17 protein-coding genes and 1 pseudogene are annotated in these 16058 nt (G+C 62.3%); 8 read left to right on the top strand and 10 right to left on the bottom strand.

Annotated features, from left to right (window positions below; all coding sequences use genetic code 11):
• Positions 1–87: 87 nt before the first annotated feature.
• Genes AC0IW7_RS01255 through AC0IW7_RS01235 form a run of 5 tightly spaced genes read right to left on the bottom strand, consistent with a single transcriptional unit; the run spans position 88 to position 4413 of the window.
• Positions 88–834: a PAS domain-containing protein gene (locus tag AC0IW7_RS01255; RefSeq protein ID WP_471815437.1), complete on the bottom strand. Its 747-nt coding sequence runs from the start codon at positions 832–834 to the stop codon at positions 88–90.
• Positions 835–867: 33 nt separating this feature from the next.
• A complete protein-coding gene (locus AC0IW7_RS01250) occupies positions 868–2127 on the bottom strand; it encodes an FAD-dependent oxidoreductase (RefSeq protein WP_471815436.1) in 1260 nt (419 codons plus the stop codon).
• On the bottom strand, positions 2124–2369 hold the full coding sequence (locus AC0IW7_RS01245; protein WP_471815435.1) for a (2Fe-2S)-binding protein: 246 nt from the start codon (positions 2367–2369) through the stop codon (positions 2124–2126). Before AC0IW7_RS01245 ends, AC0IW7_RS01250 begins: the two co-directional genes overlap by 4 nt.
• Positions 2366–3472 carry an NAD(P)/FAD-dependent oxidoreductase gene (locus AC0IW7_RS01240; protein ID WP_471815434.1) on the bottom strand — a complete coding sequence of 369 codons (1107 nt, stop codon included), beginning with the start codon at positions 3470–3472 and terminating at the stop codon, positions 2366–2368. Before AC0IW7_RS01240 ends, AC0IW7_RS01245 begins: the two co-directional genes overlap by 4 nt.
• A complete protein-coding gene (locus AC0IW7_RS01235) occupies positions 3469–4413 on the bottom strand; it encodes a 4-hydroxyproline epimerase (RefSeq protein WP_471815433.1) in 945 nt (314 codons plus the stop codon). Before AC0IW7_RS01235 ends, AC0IW7_RS01240 begins: the two co-directional genes overlap by 4 nt.
• A 170-nt stretch (positions 4414–4583) precedes the next feature.
• On the opposite strand from AC0IW7_RS01235, the gene AC0IW7_RS01230 reads away from it, so the two are divergent.
• Both AC0IW7_RS01230 and AC0IW7_RS01225 read left to right on the top strand, forming a co-directional pair.
• The gene (locus AC0IW7_RS01230; RefSeq protein WP_471815601.1) at positions 4584–5054 is read left to right on the top strand and encodes a hypothetical protein; all 471 of its coding nucleotides are present in this window, start codon (positions 4584–4586) and stop codon (positions 5052–5054) included.
• Positions 5055–5116: 62 nt separating this feature from the next.
• Positions 5117–5404, top strand: coding sequence for a PA4642 family protein (locus AC0IW7_RS01225; protein ID WP_122494189.1), 288 nt, complete (start codon positions 5117–5119; stop codon positions 5402–5404).
• Positions 5405–5457: 53 nt separating this feature from the next.
• Here the strand turns inward: AC0IW7_RS01225 and AC0IW7_RS01220 are convergent, their stop codons facing one another.
• Both AC0IW7_RS01220 and cysZ read right to left on the bottom strand, forming a co-directional pair.
• A complete protein-coding gene (locus AC0IW7_RS01220; protein WP_471815432.1) occupies positions 5458–6627 on the bottom strand; it encodes a glycosyltransferase family 4 protein in 1170 nt (389 codons plus the stop codon).
• A 39-nt stretch (positions 6628–6666) separates the two neighbouring features.
• Positions 6667–7422 carry a sulfate transporter CysZ gene (cysZ, locus tag AC0IW7_RS01215; protein WP_471815431.1) on the bottom strand — a complete coding sequence of 252 codons (756 nt, stop codon included), beginning with the start codon at positions 7420–7422 and terminating at the stop codon, positions 6667–6669.
• Between the two features lie 270 nt (positions 7423–7692).
• Here cysZ and trxB point away from each other — a divergent pair, with 270 nt between their 5' ends.
• Positions 7693–8634, top strand: a complete 942-nt coding sequence (trxB, locus tag AC0IW7_RS01210) for a thioredoxin-disulfide reductase (protein WP_471815430.1) — start codon at positions 7693–7695, stop codon at positions 8632–8634.
• Between the two features lie 147 nt (positions 8635–8781).
• Here trxB and AC0IW7_RS01205 read toward each other — a convergent pair whose 3' ends face one another.
• Positions 8782–9039 carry a YebG family protein gene (locus tag AC0IW7_RS01205; RefSeq protein ID WP_122452509.1) on the bottom strand — a complete coding sequence of 86 codons (258 nt, stop codon included), beginning with the start codon at positions 9037–9039 and terminating at the stop codon, positions 8782–8784.
• Between the two features lie 94 nt (positions 9040–9133).
• Positions 9134–10075, bottom strand: coding sequence for an MBL fold metallo-hydrolase (locus AC0IW7_RS01200; protein WP_471815600.1), 942 nt, complete (start codon positions 10073–10075; stop codon positions 9134–9136).
• 262 nt (positions 10076–10337) lie between these two features.
• Here AC0IW7_RS01200 and AC0IW7_RS01195 point away from each other — a divergent pair, with 262 nt between their 5' ends.
• On the top strand, positions 10338–10835 hold the full coding sequence (locus AC0IW7_RS01195; RefSeq protein ID WP_122494179.1) for a phosphate-starvation-inducible PsiE family protein: 498 nt from the start codon (positions 10338–10340) through the stop codon (positions 10833–10835).
• Positions 10836–10876: 41 nt separating this feature from the next.
• Here AC0IW7_RS01195 and AC0IW7_RS01190 read toward each other — a convergent pair.
• A pseudogene (locus AC0IW7_RS01190) lies at positions 10877–11098 on the bottom strand (DUF3509 domain-containing protein); the annotation flags it as partial.
• A 491-nt stretch (positions 11099–11589) separates the two neighbouring features.
• On the opposite strand from AC0IW7_RS01190, the gene AC0IW7_RS01185 reads away from it, so the two are divergent.
• The 4 genes from AC0IW7_RS01185 to AC0IW7_RS01170 all read left to right on the top strand — a co-directional run bounded on the left by AC0IW7_RS01185 (position 11590) and on the right by AC0IW7_RS01170 (position 15989).
• Positions 11590–11862, top strand: a complete 273-nt coding sequence (locus tag AC0IW7_RS01185) for a DUF3509 domain-containing protein (protein ID WP_163016616.1) — start codon at positions 11590–11592, stop codon at positions 11860–11862.
• Positions 11863–11939: 77 nt separating this feature from the next.
• Positions 11940–12446 (top strand): sigma-70 family RNA polymerase sigma factor, encoded by a 507-nt coding sequence (locus AC0IW7_RS01180; RefSeq protein WP_471815429.1) that lies wholly within the window; start codon positions 11940–11942, stop codon positions 12444–12446.
• Complete coding sequence (locus tag AC0IW7_RS01175) at positions 12443–13393, top strand: FecR domain-containing protein (protein WP_471815428.1); 951 nt, start codon at positions 12443–12445, stop codon at positions 13391–13393. The genes AC0IW7_RS01180 and AC0IW7_RS01175 overlap by 4 nt, the downstream gene beginning before the upstream one ends.
• 163 nt (positions 13394–13556) lie before the next feature.
• Positions 13557–15989, top strand: coding sequence for a TonB-dependent siderophore receptor (locus AC0IW7_RS01170; protein WP_471815427.1), 2433 nt, complete (start codon positions 13557–13559; stop codon positions 15987–15989).
• Positions 15990–16058 lie beyond the last annotated feature (69 nt).

The raw sequence follows: 16058 nt of genomic DNA, 5'->3' as shown, positions 1-16058 counted from the left end.
GGCTGTAGGTAACGGACGGGAAAAGACAAAACAAACGCCCACGCGCCGACGCGGAAACGTTTCCGGGCGGCATGCGATCAAGGGCAGTTAGTGGGCGAGGCTCTCGCGGTAGCGCGTCGGCGACAAACCGGTGAGGGCTTTGAATTGGCGGCTGAAAGCGCTGTGGTCGGTGTAGCCGCAGAGCAGCGCGATTTCGGTGATCGGCAAGTCGCCGGCCAGTAGCTGCGAGGCAGCGCCCAGGCGCGCTTTGTGAATCATCTGCCGGGGCGTGAGCTGGAAGATGCGCTTGCAGTGGCGCTCCAGTTGCGCCACCGACAAGCCCGCCAGTTGCGTGAGGTCGCGCAGGCTGATGGGCTGGGCGTAGTGCTGGCGAATATGGGCGTCGACGCTGGCCAGTTTCTGGTACGCCGGATGGCTGGACTGCGGCGCCAGCAGGTCGTAGGAAATGCCCGCCATGCCGATGATCGCGCCGTGCACATCGCGCAATGCCAGCTTGTGCGTCAGGCACCAACCGGGCTCGCGACCGGGATACAGGTGCAGCTCCAACTGGTCGCTCAGCGGATTGCCGGCGCTCATCACGTGCAGGTCTTGCTCGGTATACAGCGAGCCAAACCGTGTGGGAAATACCTCGGCCGCCGTCTTGCCCAGCAGCTCGCTCTTGTCGCACAAGCCGCAGCGCTGCGCCAGTGTCTGGTTGGCCAGCACGTAGCGCGCCTGCATGTCTTTGATGAAGAACACCACGCCGGGCATGGCATCGAGCAGCGGCGCAATTTGCGTCAGGCTGCCGAGCAGGTCGGGCAAGTCCCGTGGGGTGGGCAGCGCGGTGGGAAACATGGGCGGCGATGGCTCCGGTCATGGTGGCGGCCCTTACTCTACGGCCGGCTGCGCGGCGCTGGGAAGCAGGCTTTCAACCCGCGCCGGCACGAACGGGGCGCGCAAGCCGGGCGCCGGCCAGCCGAGTAGAAATTCAGCCGCGCTGCCACACACGCGGCCCTGACACGCGCCCATGCCGCAGCGGCTGTGCAGCTTGGCCTGGCGCCAATCGTCGAACCCGGCCACGGCGCCATAGGGCACGTCTTCGCAGCGGCAGAGCAGGGTCTCGGCCTGGGGCAGATTCTTTAAGGCCGGGTCGAGGACGAAGCAACGCTTGAGCTGATCGGCGAAGCCTTGCCAATGCTGGCGCTGGGCTGCCAGCGCCTGGACCCGATCGAGCAAGCCGGCTGCCGCATAGCCGGCAATAGCCCCTTCGACGCGTGCCAGTTCGTTGCCGCCGATGCCGGTGCATTCACCCGCTGCAAAATGCCCCGCGCGGCTGGTGCGCTGCTGCCCATCGACGACGATGGCTTGCTCGTTTACCTCGCAGCCCAGGGCGCTGGCCAATTCGGTATTAGCGCGCAAGCCAAAGCCACAGGCCAGGCGCGTGCAGGCAATTTCCCGCACATGGTGGCCTTGGCGAATGCGCACCGCTTCCAGACGTTCATCGCCCAGCGCTTCGAGCACCTGGCTATTCATTCGAAAACGCCAGTCGGCCAACTGCACGGCCTGGCGTAGCTTGCTCGGCCAGCGTGGCAGCTGCGCCGCAAAGGCAGCGACTCGGCGCGCGGGTGCCTGTTCGGCGATGGCAGCAACCTGCGCACCCGCCGCTTTTGCACTGGCCGCGCTGGCCAACAACAACGGCCCGCTGCCGGCAATGACCACACGTTCACCGCGAACCGGAACGCCGCCCTTGATCAGCGCCTGCAACGCCCCCGCGCCGGTGACGCCGGGCAGCGTCCAGCCGGGGAAGGGCAGCAGAATTTCTCGCGCGCCGGTGCAGAAAATTAGCTGCCCATAGTTCACCTGCCAACTGTGCAGCGCGTTCTCCAGAAGCAATTGCTGGGCGCCGGTTTGGGCGATAACGCGGGTGCCGGTGAACAGCTCAATGTTGGGGGCCGCGGCCAATTGCGCGCGCAGGGTTTGCGCAGGGTTAGCGGCCGGGGCATGAATATCGGCGCGCCAGATTTGCCCGCCGGTCGCGGGGTTGTCGTCGAGCAGGGCGATGCGTTGTCCGCTGCTGCTGGCGGCCACGGCGGCAGCCATGCCGGCCGGGCCGGCGCCGATAATCAGCAGGTCGAATTCGCGCGTCATGGCTGCGTCTCCACCTGCATGCCATCGGCACACACGGTTTGGCAGGCCAGGCGGCGCTGGCCGTTGATGCTCACGCGGCACTCCTGGCATACGCCCATGCCGCAGAACGGCGCGCGACGTTTGCCGTCGAGCGCGGTGCGGCTGGTTCCGTCGCCGGCCAGGTACAGCGCGGCGGCAACGCTGGTGCCAACGGCTACGCGCACGGCGCGGCCATCCACCTGCAGTTCGACGGCGGCGCTCATGCCGGTTGCTCCGCCCTGGCAAAGCGCAAGGGCGAGTAGGGCGCAGAGTCGATGGCGCTGGGTTGCTTGAGCACCTGGTTGACCAGCAACTGCGCGCTGCCCGGCGCCGTGGTCACGCCCAGGCCTTCATGGCCCAGCGCCAACCACAAACCGGCTTGGCTCGGGTGCGGGCCGAGCAGCGGCAAGCTATCGGGTGTGGCGGCGCGAAAGCCGGTCCAGCTGCGGATGGCGTTCATGCTCGCCAGCTCCGGCAAGTAATCGAGGGCACGGGCCAACATGCGCGCCAGCACGTCGTGGTCCACGGCGGGGTCGAGGCTGTCGAACTGGCGCGACGAGCCGATCAGAATTTGCCCGGTGGGGCGCGGTTGGGCATTGAACGCCACCGACGTGCCGCTGCTGCTGTGGGCGCTGCTGACGTAGCCCAATTCCACCAATTGATGACGAATGCGCGCGGGGTAACGGTCGGTGATCAACAGGTGGCCTTTTTTTGGCCGAATGGGCAACTCCGGGCACAGGTCGCGCGCACTGCCCGAGGCCAGCACCACCGCCGAGGCGCTTAGCCATTCGCCGCTGTCCAGGCGCACGCGGTTGCCGCTCACTTCGCTGACCGTGGCCTGGCGCTGGCGAATACGTTCGGGTTGTTGCGTGAGTAACCAGCGCACCACGTTGGGCGCATAAACAATGCCGTCGCCGCTGACATGCAGCCCACCCACAAGGCCCGGACGCAGCATCGGTTCCGCCTCACGAACGGCTTCGGCGCCGAGCATGCGGCAGCCCAAGCCTTCGGCTTCCAGCAGCGCTCGTTTGTGTTCGGCCACGGCCAGTTCTTCAGCGTTGGCTGCCAGCCACAACGTGCCGCAATTTCGGTAGGCGCAGCCCTCATCCAGCGCGGGCGCCCAGCGCCGCCACAGGCCCAGCGAGTATTGGCTGAGCGCCAGTTCGGCGGGGTTGTCGTCCATCACCACCAAGTGGCCCATGCCGGCAGCCGTGGCGCCGCCGCGCAGGTCGTCGAGCAGCAGCACATCGAGGCCGTGCTGGGCGAAGGCATGGGCGCAGGCGGCGCCGACGATACCGGCGCCGACGATGATGACGTCCGCATTCACAACACGATGCCCCAGGCGAACGGGTCGTCGTCTTGCAGCAGTAGCGTGGCTTCGGCGCTTAAATGCGCCCGGCCGCGGATGGTGGGAATCACCCGGCTGGGCTCGCCGTCATTGAGCCAGGTGTAACTGCCTTCAAACTGACTGCCGATGACGCTGGCCTGGCGCCACACGTCGCCGGGCTTGAGTTTGCCGTCCGCCGCCAGGCAGGCCAGCTTGGCGCTGGTGCCGGTGCCGCAGGGCGAGCGGTCGTAGGCTTTGCCTGGGCACAGCACAAAGTTGCGGCTGTCGGCCTGGTCGTCGTCGGCGAACAGCTCGATGTGATCGATCACGCCGCCGTCGTCACCATAAATGCCGTTGGCTTGCAGCGCCGCGCTGACGGCCACGGTGTAGGCGGTGAGGGCGTCGAGGTTGCTGCCGTCGATGCGTTGGTCGTGTTCGCCGATGAGGAAAAACCAATTGCCGCCCCAGGCGATGTCGCCGGTCACGGCGCCGTAACCCGGCACCTCCACCTGCACTGCGGAGCGATAACGGTACGCCGGCACGTTGCGCACGCTCACCGAATGGTCGTCGTGCAACGTGGCCTCCACGGTGCCCACCGGCGTTTCGATGCGGTGCGTACCTGGCCCGATGCGGCCCAGGTGCGCCAGGGAAATCACCAGGCCGATGGTGCCGTGGCCGCACATGCCGAGGTAGCCGCTGTTGTTGAAGAAAATCACCCCGGCGCAGGCCGATGGATCGACCGGCGCACAGAGCAGGGCGCCGACCAACACGTCGCTGCCGCGTGGCTCCAGCACCGTGGCGGCGCGGTAGGCGTCGTAGCGGTCCGCCAACAGTGCGCGACGCTCGGCCATGCTGCCGGTGCCCAAGTTGGGAAAACCGTCGATCACCAGCCGGGTCGGCTCGCCGCCGGTGTGGCTGTCGATAATCTGGATGCGGCGCATGGGGCGTCTCCGAAACCGTAGAAGGTTCTGCAAGACTGAGCGTTCAGGCGTCAATCGGCTTGAGGGTTTTGCGCCGCGCGGATGACGAAATCGGCACAGAACGCTGCCACTTGGCTGTAGGAAAACGCGTGCTAAGGTGGCGCGCTGATTTATCCGAGGAGCTGACCGTGCTGCGTGTTTCTTTAATTGCCTTGTTTCTCTGTGCCGCACCGCTGGCCAACGCCGCGTTGCCCCACGAACAGTACCTGCCGCCAGACGACCAGAACCTGCGCCATGAAGCGCCAGAACAGCAGCAAGTGCTGCAAGTGACCGAATACTCGGTGGTGGTTGGCAGCCAGCGCGAGTCAAACCAGCAACCCATTCCCATCACCTCACCGGCCTGGCTGCTGCTCAAGACTAAAGCCGTGAGCAAGGGCGCCACTGTTACGCAAGTGCTGGTGCGCTTCGAGACGGAAGGCAAAAGCCTCAAGCGCCCGAGCCTGGACGAAGCCGGCAAAACCCTCAGCCTTAATTACCCGCTCGCGCAGTACCCCATGCTGCTCGACCTGCTGCGCAGCGGCGGCGTGTATGTACAATTTTTGAGCTACCCCAACGGCCACGTCTGGGCTGATCTGCACAGCGCTGCCCAGCGTGTGCGTTGAGCCAGCGCCCCGGCGCAGAGTAAACTGCCGGCCCGGCGTTCCCCCGTTAAGAGAAAAGACCCATGCGTAAAGACAAGAAACAGGTGATTGGCGAAGAGATTGGTGACGAGCCGATCAAGCTGTTCCTCGCGGTGGAACCGGCCGATGACACGCCGCCGTCGCTGCACAAATTGGTCAAGGCCTACCGTGGTTTGCGCATCGATGACTTCGAGCGCTTTCTGACCTTCTTCGTAGAAGCCGGCTACGACCTCAACGCCAAAGATGCCAAGGGCAATGATTTCGTCGCCCTGATTCAGGATCAGCGCTTGGCTGAGCCGTACATCGAGGCGATCAAAGCGGCTCGCGGTTGAGTGGGTTGGCAATGCTGAAAAGCCCGTCCAGGTGACGGGCTTTTTTGTGGGCGTTACGGCGTGACGGGCAGGGCGCTGGTGCTGCGGCAGGTGTCGACCAAATAGGTTTCGAACTGCTGAACAATCGCCGGCCAGCCCTGGCGGCTGGCATGTTGCCGGGCATTCAGGCGTACGCGGCGCAGGGTTTCCGGGTCTTCGAGCAGCCAGCAGGCGCTGTCGATAAACGCCTCTTCATCACCGGGCATCGCCAGCGCGCCGTTGTGGCCGTGGCGAATATGCTGCGCCGCTGCCGCCTGGTCATACGCGACCACCGCCAGCCCCGACGCGAGCGCTTCGAGCAGCACATTGCCGAAGGTTTCCGACAGGCTGGGAAACAGGAACAAATCGCCGCTGGCGTAGTGCGCGGCGAGCGCTTGGTCGCGCTGCACGCCGCAGAACACGGCGTCGGGCAATTCCTTTTGCAGGCCTGAGCGCTGTGGTCCGTCGCCGACCATGATCAACTTCAGGCGCTGCTCGGGGTAACGCGATTGCAGCGCGCGAAAACTGCGCACCAACAGCGCCAGGTTCTTCTCGGCGGCAATGCGTCCGACATGGATGACCGCCAGCTCGCCGTCCTCCACACCCCACGCACGGCGCAGTTCGGCATTGCGTTTGGCCGGGTGAAACAGCTGACTGTCGACGCCACGGGCAAGCAAATGCACACGCTCAAAACTGCGCCGCTGCAACTCCAGGCTCTGACTGGCGCTGGGCACTAACGTGAGCTGCGAGCGGTTGTGAAACCAGCGCAAATAATTGGTCAGCACGCGAGTCAGCATGCCCAGCCCGTAGTGGCTGCTGTATTGCTGAAAATTGGTGTGAAAGCCGCTGATCACCGGAATGCGCAAGCGCCTGGCCGCGCGCAACGCCGAAAGCCCGAGCGGCCCTTCCGTGGCGATGTACAGCACGTCCGGCCGCCGCCGTTTCCAGCGCCGCAGCAGCTTGTGCATCGACGCCTGCCCCCACTGCAAACCCGGATAGCCCGGCAGCGGCCAGCCGCGCGTGAGCAACAACTCGTCGGTACTTTTCTGCCCGTCATCCCCGCTTTGCCGTGGGCGCACCAACTGCAACTGATGGCCGCGCTCACGCAGCCCCGCACACAGGCGCCCGAGCGTATTGGCAACGCCGTTTATTTCCGGGGGAAAGGTTTCGCTGATCAGCGCGATGTGGAGGGAAGATTGGGTCATGACGCCAGTCTCGGCTGGCGTCGTTTAAGCCGTGTGACGTTAGCGTTGCACGGTTGTGACAGCCGCTGCCGAGCGCTCACGCACCCAAAACAACGTAGCGCCAGCCACGGCGGCCGGCATCATCACCACGTTGACGCCGGGAATCAGCAATGCCAGGTACACCGAGCCGCCAAAACCCAAACTCTGCCAGCGCTTTTCGCGCAGCCAGGCGAGCATTTCGTTCCAGCCGAGTTTGTTGTTGTCGGCGGGGTAGTCGATGTACTGCACGCACATCATCCAGATGCCGAACAGCACCCACAGCGGCGCGGCGATGATGTTCAGGCCGGGAATGAAGGAGAGGATAAACAGGCCGATGGCGCGCGGCAGAAAGTAGCCCAGCTTGCGGGCTTCGCGGCCCAGGGTGCGCGGCACCATGGCGACCAGTTCGGCCCAGCGAAAGGGCGGGAAGTTATCTTCGCCGCGCACTACCACTTCCACTTTTTCCGAGAGAAAGCCGTTGAACGGCGCGGCGATGATGTTGGCCAGGGTGGTGAAGGTGAAGAACACCATCAGCAGAATCAGCACGAAGAATATGGGCCAAAGAATAAAGCTCAGAAAGCTCAGCCAGCCGTCCGGGTTGGGCATCAACGCATGGAGCCAGCCGTTGAATTGCTGGGTGGCGAAGACGATCAGGCCGACAAATAAAACCAGGTTGATGGCCAGCGGCAGCAACACGAACAGGCGCAAGCCGGGGCTGAGCACCAGCTTCAGGCCTTCGCGAAGGTATTGCGGGCCGGAGAGGACGGGAGCGGGCATGGTGGTTTCCTTGAATAAGACCGGCCGACCTTAGCGCCTTCGCCGGATGATCGGAAGCGGTCGGCTGTAACGGTGTGTCTGAAGCGGGATAGCGTTCGGCTATGGCGTACATAAGTATTCGACATTTCCTAGATAACAATCCGCTCCGTAACCTTGCCGCCATTGTCGTCCGCTAGCGGACACGGTTTACGGGACTGCCCCTCTTCAAAGCCTTCCCCAAGTGCTCGGGTGGTCTCTTTTTATTTCCGGCGATGCCGGAGGAGGCGGTCCATGGCTGTTCGTCACGCTCGTGTGATTATTCTCGGCTCCGGCCCTGCCGGTTATTCGGCGGCGGTGTATGCCGCGCGCGCCAACCTCAAACCGCTGCTGATCACCGGCATGCAGGCCGGCGGCCAACTGACCACGACCACCGAAGTGGATAACTGGCCTGGCGATGTGCATGGCCTGACTGGCCCCGCGCTGATGCAGCGTATGCAGGAACATGCCGAGCGTTTTGAGACCGAGATCGTCTTCGACCACATCAATGCGGTCGACTTGGCCGGCAAGCCCTTCACGCTGACCGGCGACAGCGCCACCTACACCTGCGATGCCTTGATTATCGCCACTGGCGCCAGCGCCCGTTACCTGGGCTTGCCGTCGGAGCAGACGTTTATGGGCCAAGGCGTTTCGGCCTGTGCCACCTGCGATGGCTTCTTCTACCGCAACCGCGAAGTGGCGGTGGTCGGTGGCGGCAACACGGCCGTGGAGGAAGCGCTGTACCTGGCCAACATCGCCAGCAAAGTGACGTTGGTGCACCGCCGCGAGACCTTCCGGGCAGAGAAAATTCTGATCGACAAACTGTATGCGCGGGTCGCGGAAGGGAAAATCGAGCTGAAGCTCAATGCGTCGGTAAACGAGGTGCTCGGCGACGACAAAGGCGTAACCGGCGTGCGCTTGCAGCACAACGATGGCGGCACATCGGACCTGAAAGTGGACGGGGTGTTTATCGCCATTGGCCATACGCCGAACACCGCGTTGTTCGAAGGGCAACTGGCGTTGAAAGACGGTTATCTGGTGGTTAATGGCGGGCGCGAAGGCAATGCGACGGCGACCAGCATTCCCGGTGTGTTTGCGGCAGGCGATGTGGCTGACCACGTTTATCGCCAGGCCATTACCTCTGCCGGGGCGGGTTGCATGGCCGCGCTCGATGTAGAAAAGTATTTAGAGGCCTAGTCGGCTTCCGGAGCTTCGACCATGCAGCGTTGCGTCCTCGCTTTTAATGCTCACGTACTTGAGTACGCTGCGCTTAAAAGCTCCGGGGCGCCTTGCCTGGCCTTCGCTCCGAAACCCTCTACTGCATGATGGCGACCATTTCCGAACTCAGGCTTCTTCGGTGCTATTTAGCTCGTTCAAAGCCTCAGGGTTTTTGAAAGCCTTGGCGAAAACATCTCTGTTTTTGGCCATATAAATCCCGATTTCCTCAACCTGCTGTTCGCTCAGCGACGGCACGGCTTTTTGCAGCACCACGGCCAGCGATTCGGCCAGTTCCAGCATTTTGTCGTAACGATCGGCTTCGGCTTTATCCATGAACAAGCGCTCCGGATCGCGACTGCTGCGGTACACCACTTCGACGGCCATTCATCACCTCACCTTCTAGCAACGATTACTGTGTATTTATACAGGTAGGCGAGCATAAAGGACTCGCGCCTGGTTGAACAGTGGCACCACGCAATCAGGGTTTGGGCAACGGCGAAAACTCGATTGGCACCCACGCAAAGCCCGTGCCCTTTTTGCGCACGTGGCCGATGCCAGGGAAGGGCAGGTGTGCGCCGGCGACCAGGAATTTCTCGGCCGTGGCTTCGGCGAAGATGTGTTTGCGCGTGGCGATGGCTTGTTTGGCGTCGCTGTCGAAGTCGATGGCCACTTGCGGATGGGCGAATTGAATGGAGTGGCTGTGCACCACATCGCCCCACACCAGCAATTTGTGCCCTTTGGAGGTGAACATGAAACCGCTGTGGCCAGGGGTGTGGCCGAACAGCGCCACGTCTTTCACGCCCGGCACCAGCTCGCTGCCATCGGTGAACAGCTTCAACTTGCCGGCAGCTTTATAAGGCGCGGCGCTGGCGGCGATCATTTTCAGCCGTGCTTGTTTGTCGGCAGGTGCTTTGGCCAGCAATTCCGGGTTCAGCCAGTAGTCGGCTTCGGCTTTGTTGAGCATCAGCGTGGCGTTGGGGAACGCGCGTTCGCCTTTGGCGTCGAGCACGCCGCAGGCATGGTCGGGGTGCAAGTGGGTAAGTAGCAGGGTGTCGACTTGTTCCAGCGTGTAGCCGGCCGCTTCAATGTCGCGTTGCACGTTGCCGAGGTTGTCGGTCAGGCACTTGCCGGCGCCGCTGTCGACCAGCACCAGGTGCTCGCCGGTGTTGATCAGGAACGCGTTCACGGCGGTTTGCACGCCGTTGCTGGCGTCGAGGAACTGCCGCGCTTGCGCGCTCTGGATGGTGTCGGCGCTAGCGCCCTTGAGCAGTTTGTTGTTGATCAGGTTGAAGCCGTCATACAGCGCGGTAACTTCAAAATCGCCCAGCGCCAGCCGGTAATAGCCGGGCACTTGGCTGTTCTGTTTGGCCACCGGGGCGGCAATGGCGAGGCCGGGGTGCACGAGGCTGAACGCGCACATCAACACCAGCACAATCAGCAGCAGCGCCTGGTGCGTGCAGCACACTGGATTTTTCATCTTCAAGCTCCCTTGCGAAGTGGTCTCAACCACCATAGACGGACGTGGGCCGGACGCAGGTTATCGCTGGGAAATAACCGCCGTGTCCAGCCCCCTGCGCTGTCACAGACTGTTTCAATGCGCCCGCCATGGCCTTTAACGTGCATATGAGCTTGTCATCTGCTGGCCATACCCTTGGCTGCACAGTTCCTCAAGGAAGCGCGTGTTGAAAATCAAATGGGCGGAACACCTCAAACAGTCCATGCATGGTCTGGCCGAGTCGCTGGGCGATTTGCTGGTGGAGAGTTTTCACTACCTGGCGCTGTTCGGCATCGGTGGCATAACGGCGTGGGCGGCGGTCACGGCGTTTTTGCAGATGATCGAAAAAGGCCACATCACGGTCGACGACATTCTGCTGTTGTTCATTTACTTGGAGCTGGGTGCCATGGTTGGCATCTACTTCAAGACCAACCACATGCCGGTGCGCTTTCTGATTTACGTGGCGATTACGGCGCTCACGCGGTTGCTGATTTCCGATGTGTCACATCATCAGAGACCGGATATGGGCGTGGTGTATGTGTCGGGCGCGATCTTGCTGCTGGCCCTGGCGGTGTTGGTGGTGCGCTATGCGTCGTCGAACTTTCCGTCGGTGACGGCGAAGGGGGAAAGCAGAAGCGCCTCGTCCTCGCGTTCGACTGAAGCCGAAGCCGCGGATACCGACTAGGCGCTGTGCTCTAACAGGCAGGTTGAGAAGTACCGGCGTTAAACCGCGGCGTGTTCGAGCTCGATGCGTTGTTGCAGCGAGCGGATCACGTTGCGCAGGCGCTTCTCGTCGTTACGTTGGTCCGGGCTGATCAGACGCTTGGCTACCACGGTCTGGTCTTCGGACAAGGTCAACATGATGCTGCCATCGAGCCGCTCGATGCTCAGGTTGACGCGGTATTGCGGGTGGAACGCTTCGGTCAGTAACTGAAAGGGATTGTGCATGGTCCATTACCTGTTTGCTAAATAGGACTGAATACAACTTGGCAGGGGCAGGTAGTTAAAACAGCCTGGTTTGCACACCAGTTAGGCAAGTCTTGTTATTCAAGTCTTGGTTGTTGACCGGTCACGCTCGTACAAAGTTCTAGTCTTCGGACAAGATGTTTTTAGCGCGCCGTGTTTGAGCGTAGACGGCCTTTGGCAAAGCTCAAACATTCCCTTCGCAATTATTTTAATAGCACTTACTGGCCCAGTAGTGGCATCCGATGCTGACTGCCCGGTTAAGGGGCAAGTGGTTGTTTGCGGTGCACTTTTCGCTTAAACGGCCGTGTGAATTCGGGGGTGGAAAACGGCCTTCGGCGTGCGCAGAACTGCCAAGTCGAATAAATAACGACCTAAAGCCTTTCATTCCCGACCGCCTGTCGCGTTGCTGGCGAAGTTGGCCCCCGACTTGCGAAGGGGTTAAGCAAGTAATGAACAAACCGAGGTATGAGGCCATGGTTAATCCCTTTAAATACGTCAGCGACTCTTTTAAGGATGAGTTCCTGGTGCGTTTCAGCATTGGCGGCCCGGATGGCAGCGCAATGCTTTCGCTCTCCAACGATCAAGGTCGCGTGGCGCAGCGGATGTTGAGCAGCGATCAGTTGGCCGATATCGAAAAACTGGAGCAAGTCATCACCAGCATCCGCTTTGGCCTGGCCATCGATCAGGGGCGCGGGTTGTCGTGCCTCGGCAAGTTGAGCCCGGCGGCGAACGAAACCTTGGTCTGAGCCGTGACGTGCGTGACACTGTGTCTTAATTGAAATATATTCGCATTTAAGAACGTGTCGCTCATTCAGGTGCTGCTGTGCCGGCTCACTCCGCCTTTTCCTCTTTTCTGACCGCGCTCTACCACGACCATCATCGATGGCTGAACGGCTGGCTGCGTCAACGTACGGATTGCCCGCACAACGCCGCCGACCTGGCGCAAGACACCTTCGTGCGTGTGCTGCTGCAACGCGAAAGCAAAGAGTTGCGTGAGCCCCGTGCTTTTCTTGCCACCATCGCCCGTGGCTTGCTGGTGGATCATTACCGCCGCGCGAGTCTGGAGCGCGCGTACCTCGACGCACTCGCCGTGCTGCCCGAGCCAGAAGTGCCCTCGCCGGAATCACGCGCGCTGGTACTCGAAACCCTGATTGAAATCGACCGCCTGCTCGACGGGCTGAAACCGCGCGTGCGCGAAGCGTTTCTGCTGTCGCAGCTCGATGGCCTGACCTATGGGCAAATCGCCGAGCGCATGGGCCTGTCGCTCAGCTCCATTCAGCAATACATGACCCTCGCGTTCAGCCACTGCTACAAGGCGCTGTATTCATGAGCGCGCCGCTGAACATGGCCGTGGTGGAACAGGCCATTGCCTGGCGCGTGCGCTTAGCGTCGGGCGCGTGCGCGGCTGATGAACTCAGCGCCTGCCAGCATTGGCGTGCGCAACACCCGGACAACGAATTGGCCTGGCAGCGCTTGGACGCCTTGAGCGGACGCTTCGCGGCTGTCGGGCCAGGTGTCGGCCGTGCCACCTTGGACGGCGCCCGTCATGACCCGCAGCGGCGCCGCGCCCTTAAAGCGCTGGCAATTCTCGTTGCAGCCGGCGGCGCCGGGGTGATCGCACAGCGCAATGATGCCATCCAGCCGTGGCTGGCCGACGTGCGCACCGGTATCGGCGAGCGGCGCAATATTGTTCTGCCTGACGGCGGCCGTCTGCACCTGAACGCCGGCACTGCCGTGGACATCCAGTACACCAGCGAGCAGCGGCTGATCCGTCTGTACCAAGGCGAAATCTTCGTCGAAACCGCCGCCGACCCGCAGCGCCGCCTGTTTTGGGTGAATACCGCCCAGGGTCGCCTGCGTGCGCTCGGTACGCGCTTTCTGCTGCGTGAACGCGGCGAGCTGTGCGAGGTGGCGGTGTATGAGGGCGCGGTGGAAGTGCATCCCGACGATGGCAGCAATGCCAGCGTCATCAATCAAGGCTGGCAAACGCGCTTCAGCAATCACGCCGTGCAAACGCCGCAAGCGGTAGAAAGCGAGCGCAGCAGTTGGATGGACGGCGTGCTGGTGGCGCGGCACATGCGCCTGGCCGATTTCACCGCCGAGTTCAGTCGCCAGCGGCGCGGCGTGTTGCGCTGCGATCCGGCTGTGGCCGAGCTGCGTATTTCCGGCGTGTTCCCCTTGGATGACAGCGAGCGTGCGCTGCAAGCCGTGGCGCGAACCCTGCCGGTTCAGGTGCTGTATCGCACCCGTTGGTGGGTGACGTTGGCGGCCGTTTAGAACCGTCCATGTACACACCTTGTTAAAGACAGACTGCCATTCAGGCACGCGTCGATTGCAATTTCTTCGCCGATGTAAATAATTCCCAAAAAGTTTTGCAGGTTTTTCGGAGTTGCTCGGCCTCCCTTCCGCTAACCACTTTTTCTAGCCGAAGGATTCGTTCATGGCCGTTATTTGCACTCCGCATCTCCTGGCTCGCGCGGTGCGCGTGGCACTGCTTAGCGTCAGCCTGCCTCTGGCGGCGCTGCCGATGGTCGTCAGCGCTGCGCCCGCCAACCAGAACTATCAGATTCCGGCGGGTTCGCTGGACAACGCCTTGAACGCGTTCGCCCGGCGTGCCGGTGTGCTGCTCAGCTTTGACCCGCAATTAACCGCCGGGCGCAGCAGCGCTGGGTTGAACGGCCAGTTCCCGGTGCAGCAAGGGTTCGCCCAACTGCTCGCCGGCTCAGGCTTGCGAGCGGTGCAGGCCAGCGATGGCAGTTTTCGTATTGAACAGGCGCCGGCCCTAAAGGAGGGACAGGTGGAATTGGGTGACGTCAACATCAACAGCAGCAGCCAGGTCGACTCTCCCGTCGGCCCGGTGGGCGGTTATGTGGCCAAACGCACCCGAGTCGGCACCAAAACCGACGCCTCGATTCTGGAAACCCCACAGTCCATTTCCGTGGTCAGCCGCGAACAAATGGAGGCCCGTGGCGTAACCACCGTCGAACAAGCGTTGCGCTACACCCCAAGCGTCAGCGTGCCCTACGGCTACGACCCGCGTTACGACTGGATGAGCCTGCGCGGCTTCGACTCGAAAAGCTCCACCTTCGTCAACGGCCTGCCATTGTCGCGCGGCACCTACGGCATGATGCGCCCCGACACCTATTTGCTGGAGCGCGTTGAAGTGCTGCGCGGCCCGGCCTCGGTGCTGTACGGCCAAAGCGAGCCGGGTGGGGTGATCAACTTGGTGAGCAAACGCGCCCCCGATACGCCGTTGCACCAAGTCAGCGTTCGCGCCGGCAGTGATGAGCTGGGCGAACTCGCCGCCGACTTCGGTGGCCCGCTGGACGACCAAGGCACCTTGGCCTATCGCGTGACCATGCTCGGCAACGACATGAACGGCCAAGTCGACAAAACCGACAACCAGCGGCAGGCTTTTGCTCCAACCCTGACGTGGAAGCCGAACGACGACACCGAGCTGACCCTGCTGGCCACCTATCAGAAAGACGACGGCAACTTTGCCTTCAGTCGCGCCTTCGCCCCGGAGCTGATGCAGGCCTTCCGCCTGAAAGACAACCGCGACCCCGATTTCTACGAAGGCGACCCAAACTTCAACAAGTTCGAGCGCACCCATGCCTCGCTCGGCTACGAGCTGTCGCATCGCCTTAACGACGTGTGGTCGCTGCGCCAGAACGTGCGCTACGAAAACATGAATTACGACTACCGCTACCTGAACAACATTGGTGTGCGCTTCGACGGCCGCACGTTGACCCGCAGCGCGAACGTGAAAGACGAGCAGTTCAGCGCCTGGTCGATGGACAACCAGGCCGAAGCGAATTTCGACACCGGCCCCGTGAGCCACGACCTGTTGCTGGGCGTGGACTGGCGCCGGCTCGACAACCACGAAATCAGCCGCCTGGGCACCGGCCCGACGCTGGACTTGTACAACCCCCAATACGGCCTCGACGTGCCGCTGCCGGCCAAAGATTCCGACAACGACATCATGCGTCGGCAGACCGGTTTTTATGCCCAAGACCAGATCAAGTTCGACGAACACTGGAACCTGTTGCTTGGCGGGCGTTACGACATCGCCAAAGGCGACACCACCAGCAACCTCAACGGCAGCCGCGTGAGCCGCGATGACGAAGCCTTCACCGGCCGCATCGGCCTGGTCTATGTCGCTGACAACGGCCTGGCGCCTTACGTCAGCTACAGCGAGTCGTTCAACCCGACCACCGCCACCGACCCGGTCACCAACCAGCCGTTCGAGCCGGAAACCGGCAAGCAATACGAAGCGGGCATCAAGTTTCAGCCAGAAGGTTCGCGCAGCTTTGTGAGCCTGGCGTTTTTCGACATCACCAAGCAAAACGTGGTCAGCACAAACCCCAACAACATCACTGAAGTGCGTCAGGTGGGCGAGGTGCGCAGCAAAGGGTTTGAGATCGAAGCGTTGGCCAGCCTGGCCGAAGGCCTGGACCTGACCGCCAATTACAGCCGCACCGACGCCCGCGTGCAAAAGAGCGTCAACGCCTGGGAAGAAGACACGCGCATGCCATACGTGCCGCGTGAATCGGCCGGCGCCTGGCTGGATTACACCCAACCGAGCGGTCCGCTGGCCGGTCTTGGTGCAGGCTTTGGTGCGCGCTACACCGGCGAAACCTCTTACACCGGCCGCAACGCCCTGTATGGCTTGTACGGCCCGCGCATCATCAACGTGGAAACCGGCGGCTACACCCTGTTCGACGCCAGCCTGCACTACAAAATCGACGGCCTGAAACTGGCAGTGAATGCCAGCAACCTGGACGACAAGGAATATTACAGTTCGTGCACCGAGCAAGCCTGCTACTACGGCTACGGGCGCACAGTGACCGCGAGCGCGACCTATGACTGGTAACGCTTGGCTATGAAGGAGTCCCGTGAGTAACGCTATTTCGAGCAAAAGCGCCGCCGGCAACTGGAGAAC

Source organism: Pseudomonas sp. AC229 (assembly GCF_979254655.1).
This window is presented reverse-complemented; position numbering and strand designations above follow the sequence as displayed.

Bases quoted from the DNA above. Each gene is read 5' to 3' on its own strand.
- AC0IW7_RS01255 (WP_471815437.1), bottom strand. From the start codon at position 834: ATGTTTCCCACCGCGCTGCCCACCCCACGGGACTTGCCCGACCTGCTC.
- AC0IW7_RS01250 (WP_471815436.1), bottom strand. From the start codon at position 2,127: ATGACGCGCGAATTCGACCTGCTGATTATCGGCGCCGGCCCGGCCGGC.
- AC0IW7_RS01245 (WP_471815435.1), bottom strand. From the start codon at position 2,369: ATGAGCGCCGCCGTCGAACTGCAGGTGGATGGCCGCGCCGTGCGCGTA.
- AC0IW7_RS01235 (WP_471815433.1), bottom strand. From the start codon at position 4,413: ATGCGCCGCATCCAGATTATCGACAGCCACACCGGCGGCGAGCCGACC.
- AC0IW7_RS01225 (WP_122494189.1), top strand. From the start codon at position 5,117: ATGCGTAAAGACAAGAAACAGGTGATTGGCGAAGAGATTGGTGACGAG.
- AC0IW7_RS01220 (WP_471815432.1), bottom strand. From the start codon at position 6,627: ATGACCCAATCTTCCCTCCACATCGCGCTGATCAGCGAAACCTTTCCC.
- cysZ (WP_471815431.1), bottom strand. From the start codon at position 7,422: ATGCCCGCTCCCGTCCTCTCCGGCCCGCAATACCTTCGCGAAGGCCTG.
- trxB (WP_471815430.1), top strand. From the start codon at position 7,693: ATGGCTGTTCGTCACGCTCGTGTGATTATTCTCGGCTCCGGCCCTGCC.
- AC0IW7_RS01205 (WP_122452509.1), bottom strand. From the start codon at position 9,039: ATGGCCGTCGAAGTGGTGTACCGCAGCAGTCGCGATCCGGAGCGCTTG.
- AC0IW7_RS01200 (WP_471815600.1), bottom strand. From the start codon at position 10,075: ATGTGCGCGTTCAGCCTCGTGCACCCCGGCCTCGCCATTGCCGCCCCG.
- AC0IW7_RS01185 (WP_163016616.1), top strand. From the start codon at position 11,590: ATGGTTAATCCCTTTAAATACGTCAGCGACTCTTTTAAGGATGAGTTC.
- AC0IW7_RS01175 (WP_471815428.1), top strand. From the start codon at position 12,443: ATGAGCGCGCCGCTGAACATGGCCGTGGTGGAACAGGCCATTGCCTGG.
- AC0IW7_RS01170 (WP_471815427.1), top strand. From the start codon at position 13,557: ATGGCCGTTATTTGCACTCCGCATCTCCTGGCTCGCGCGGTGCGCGTG.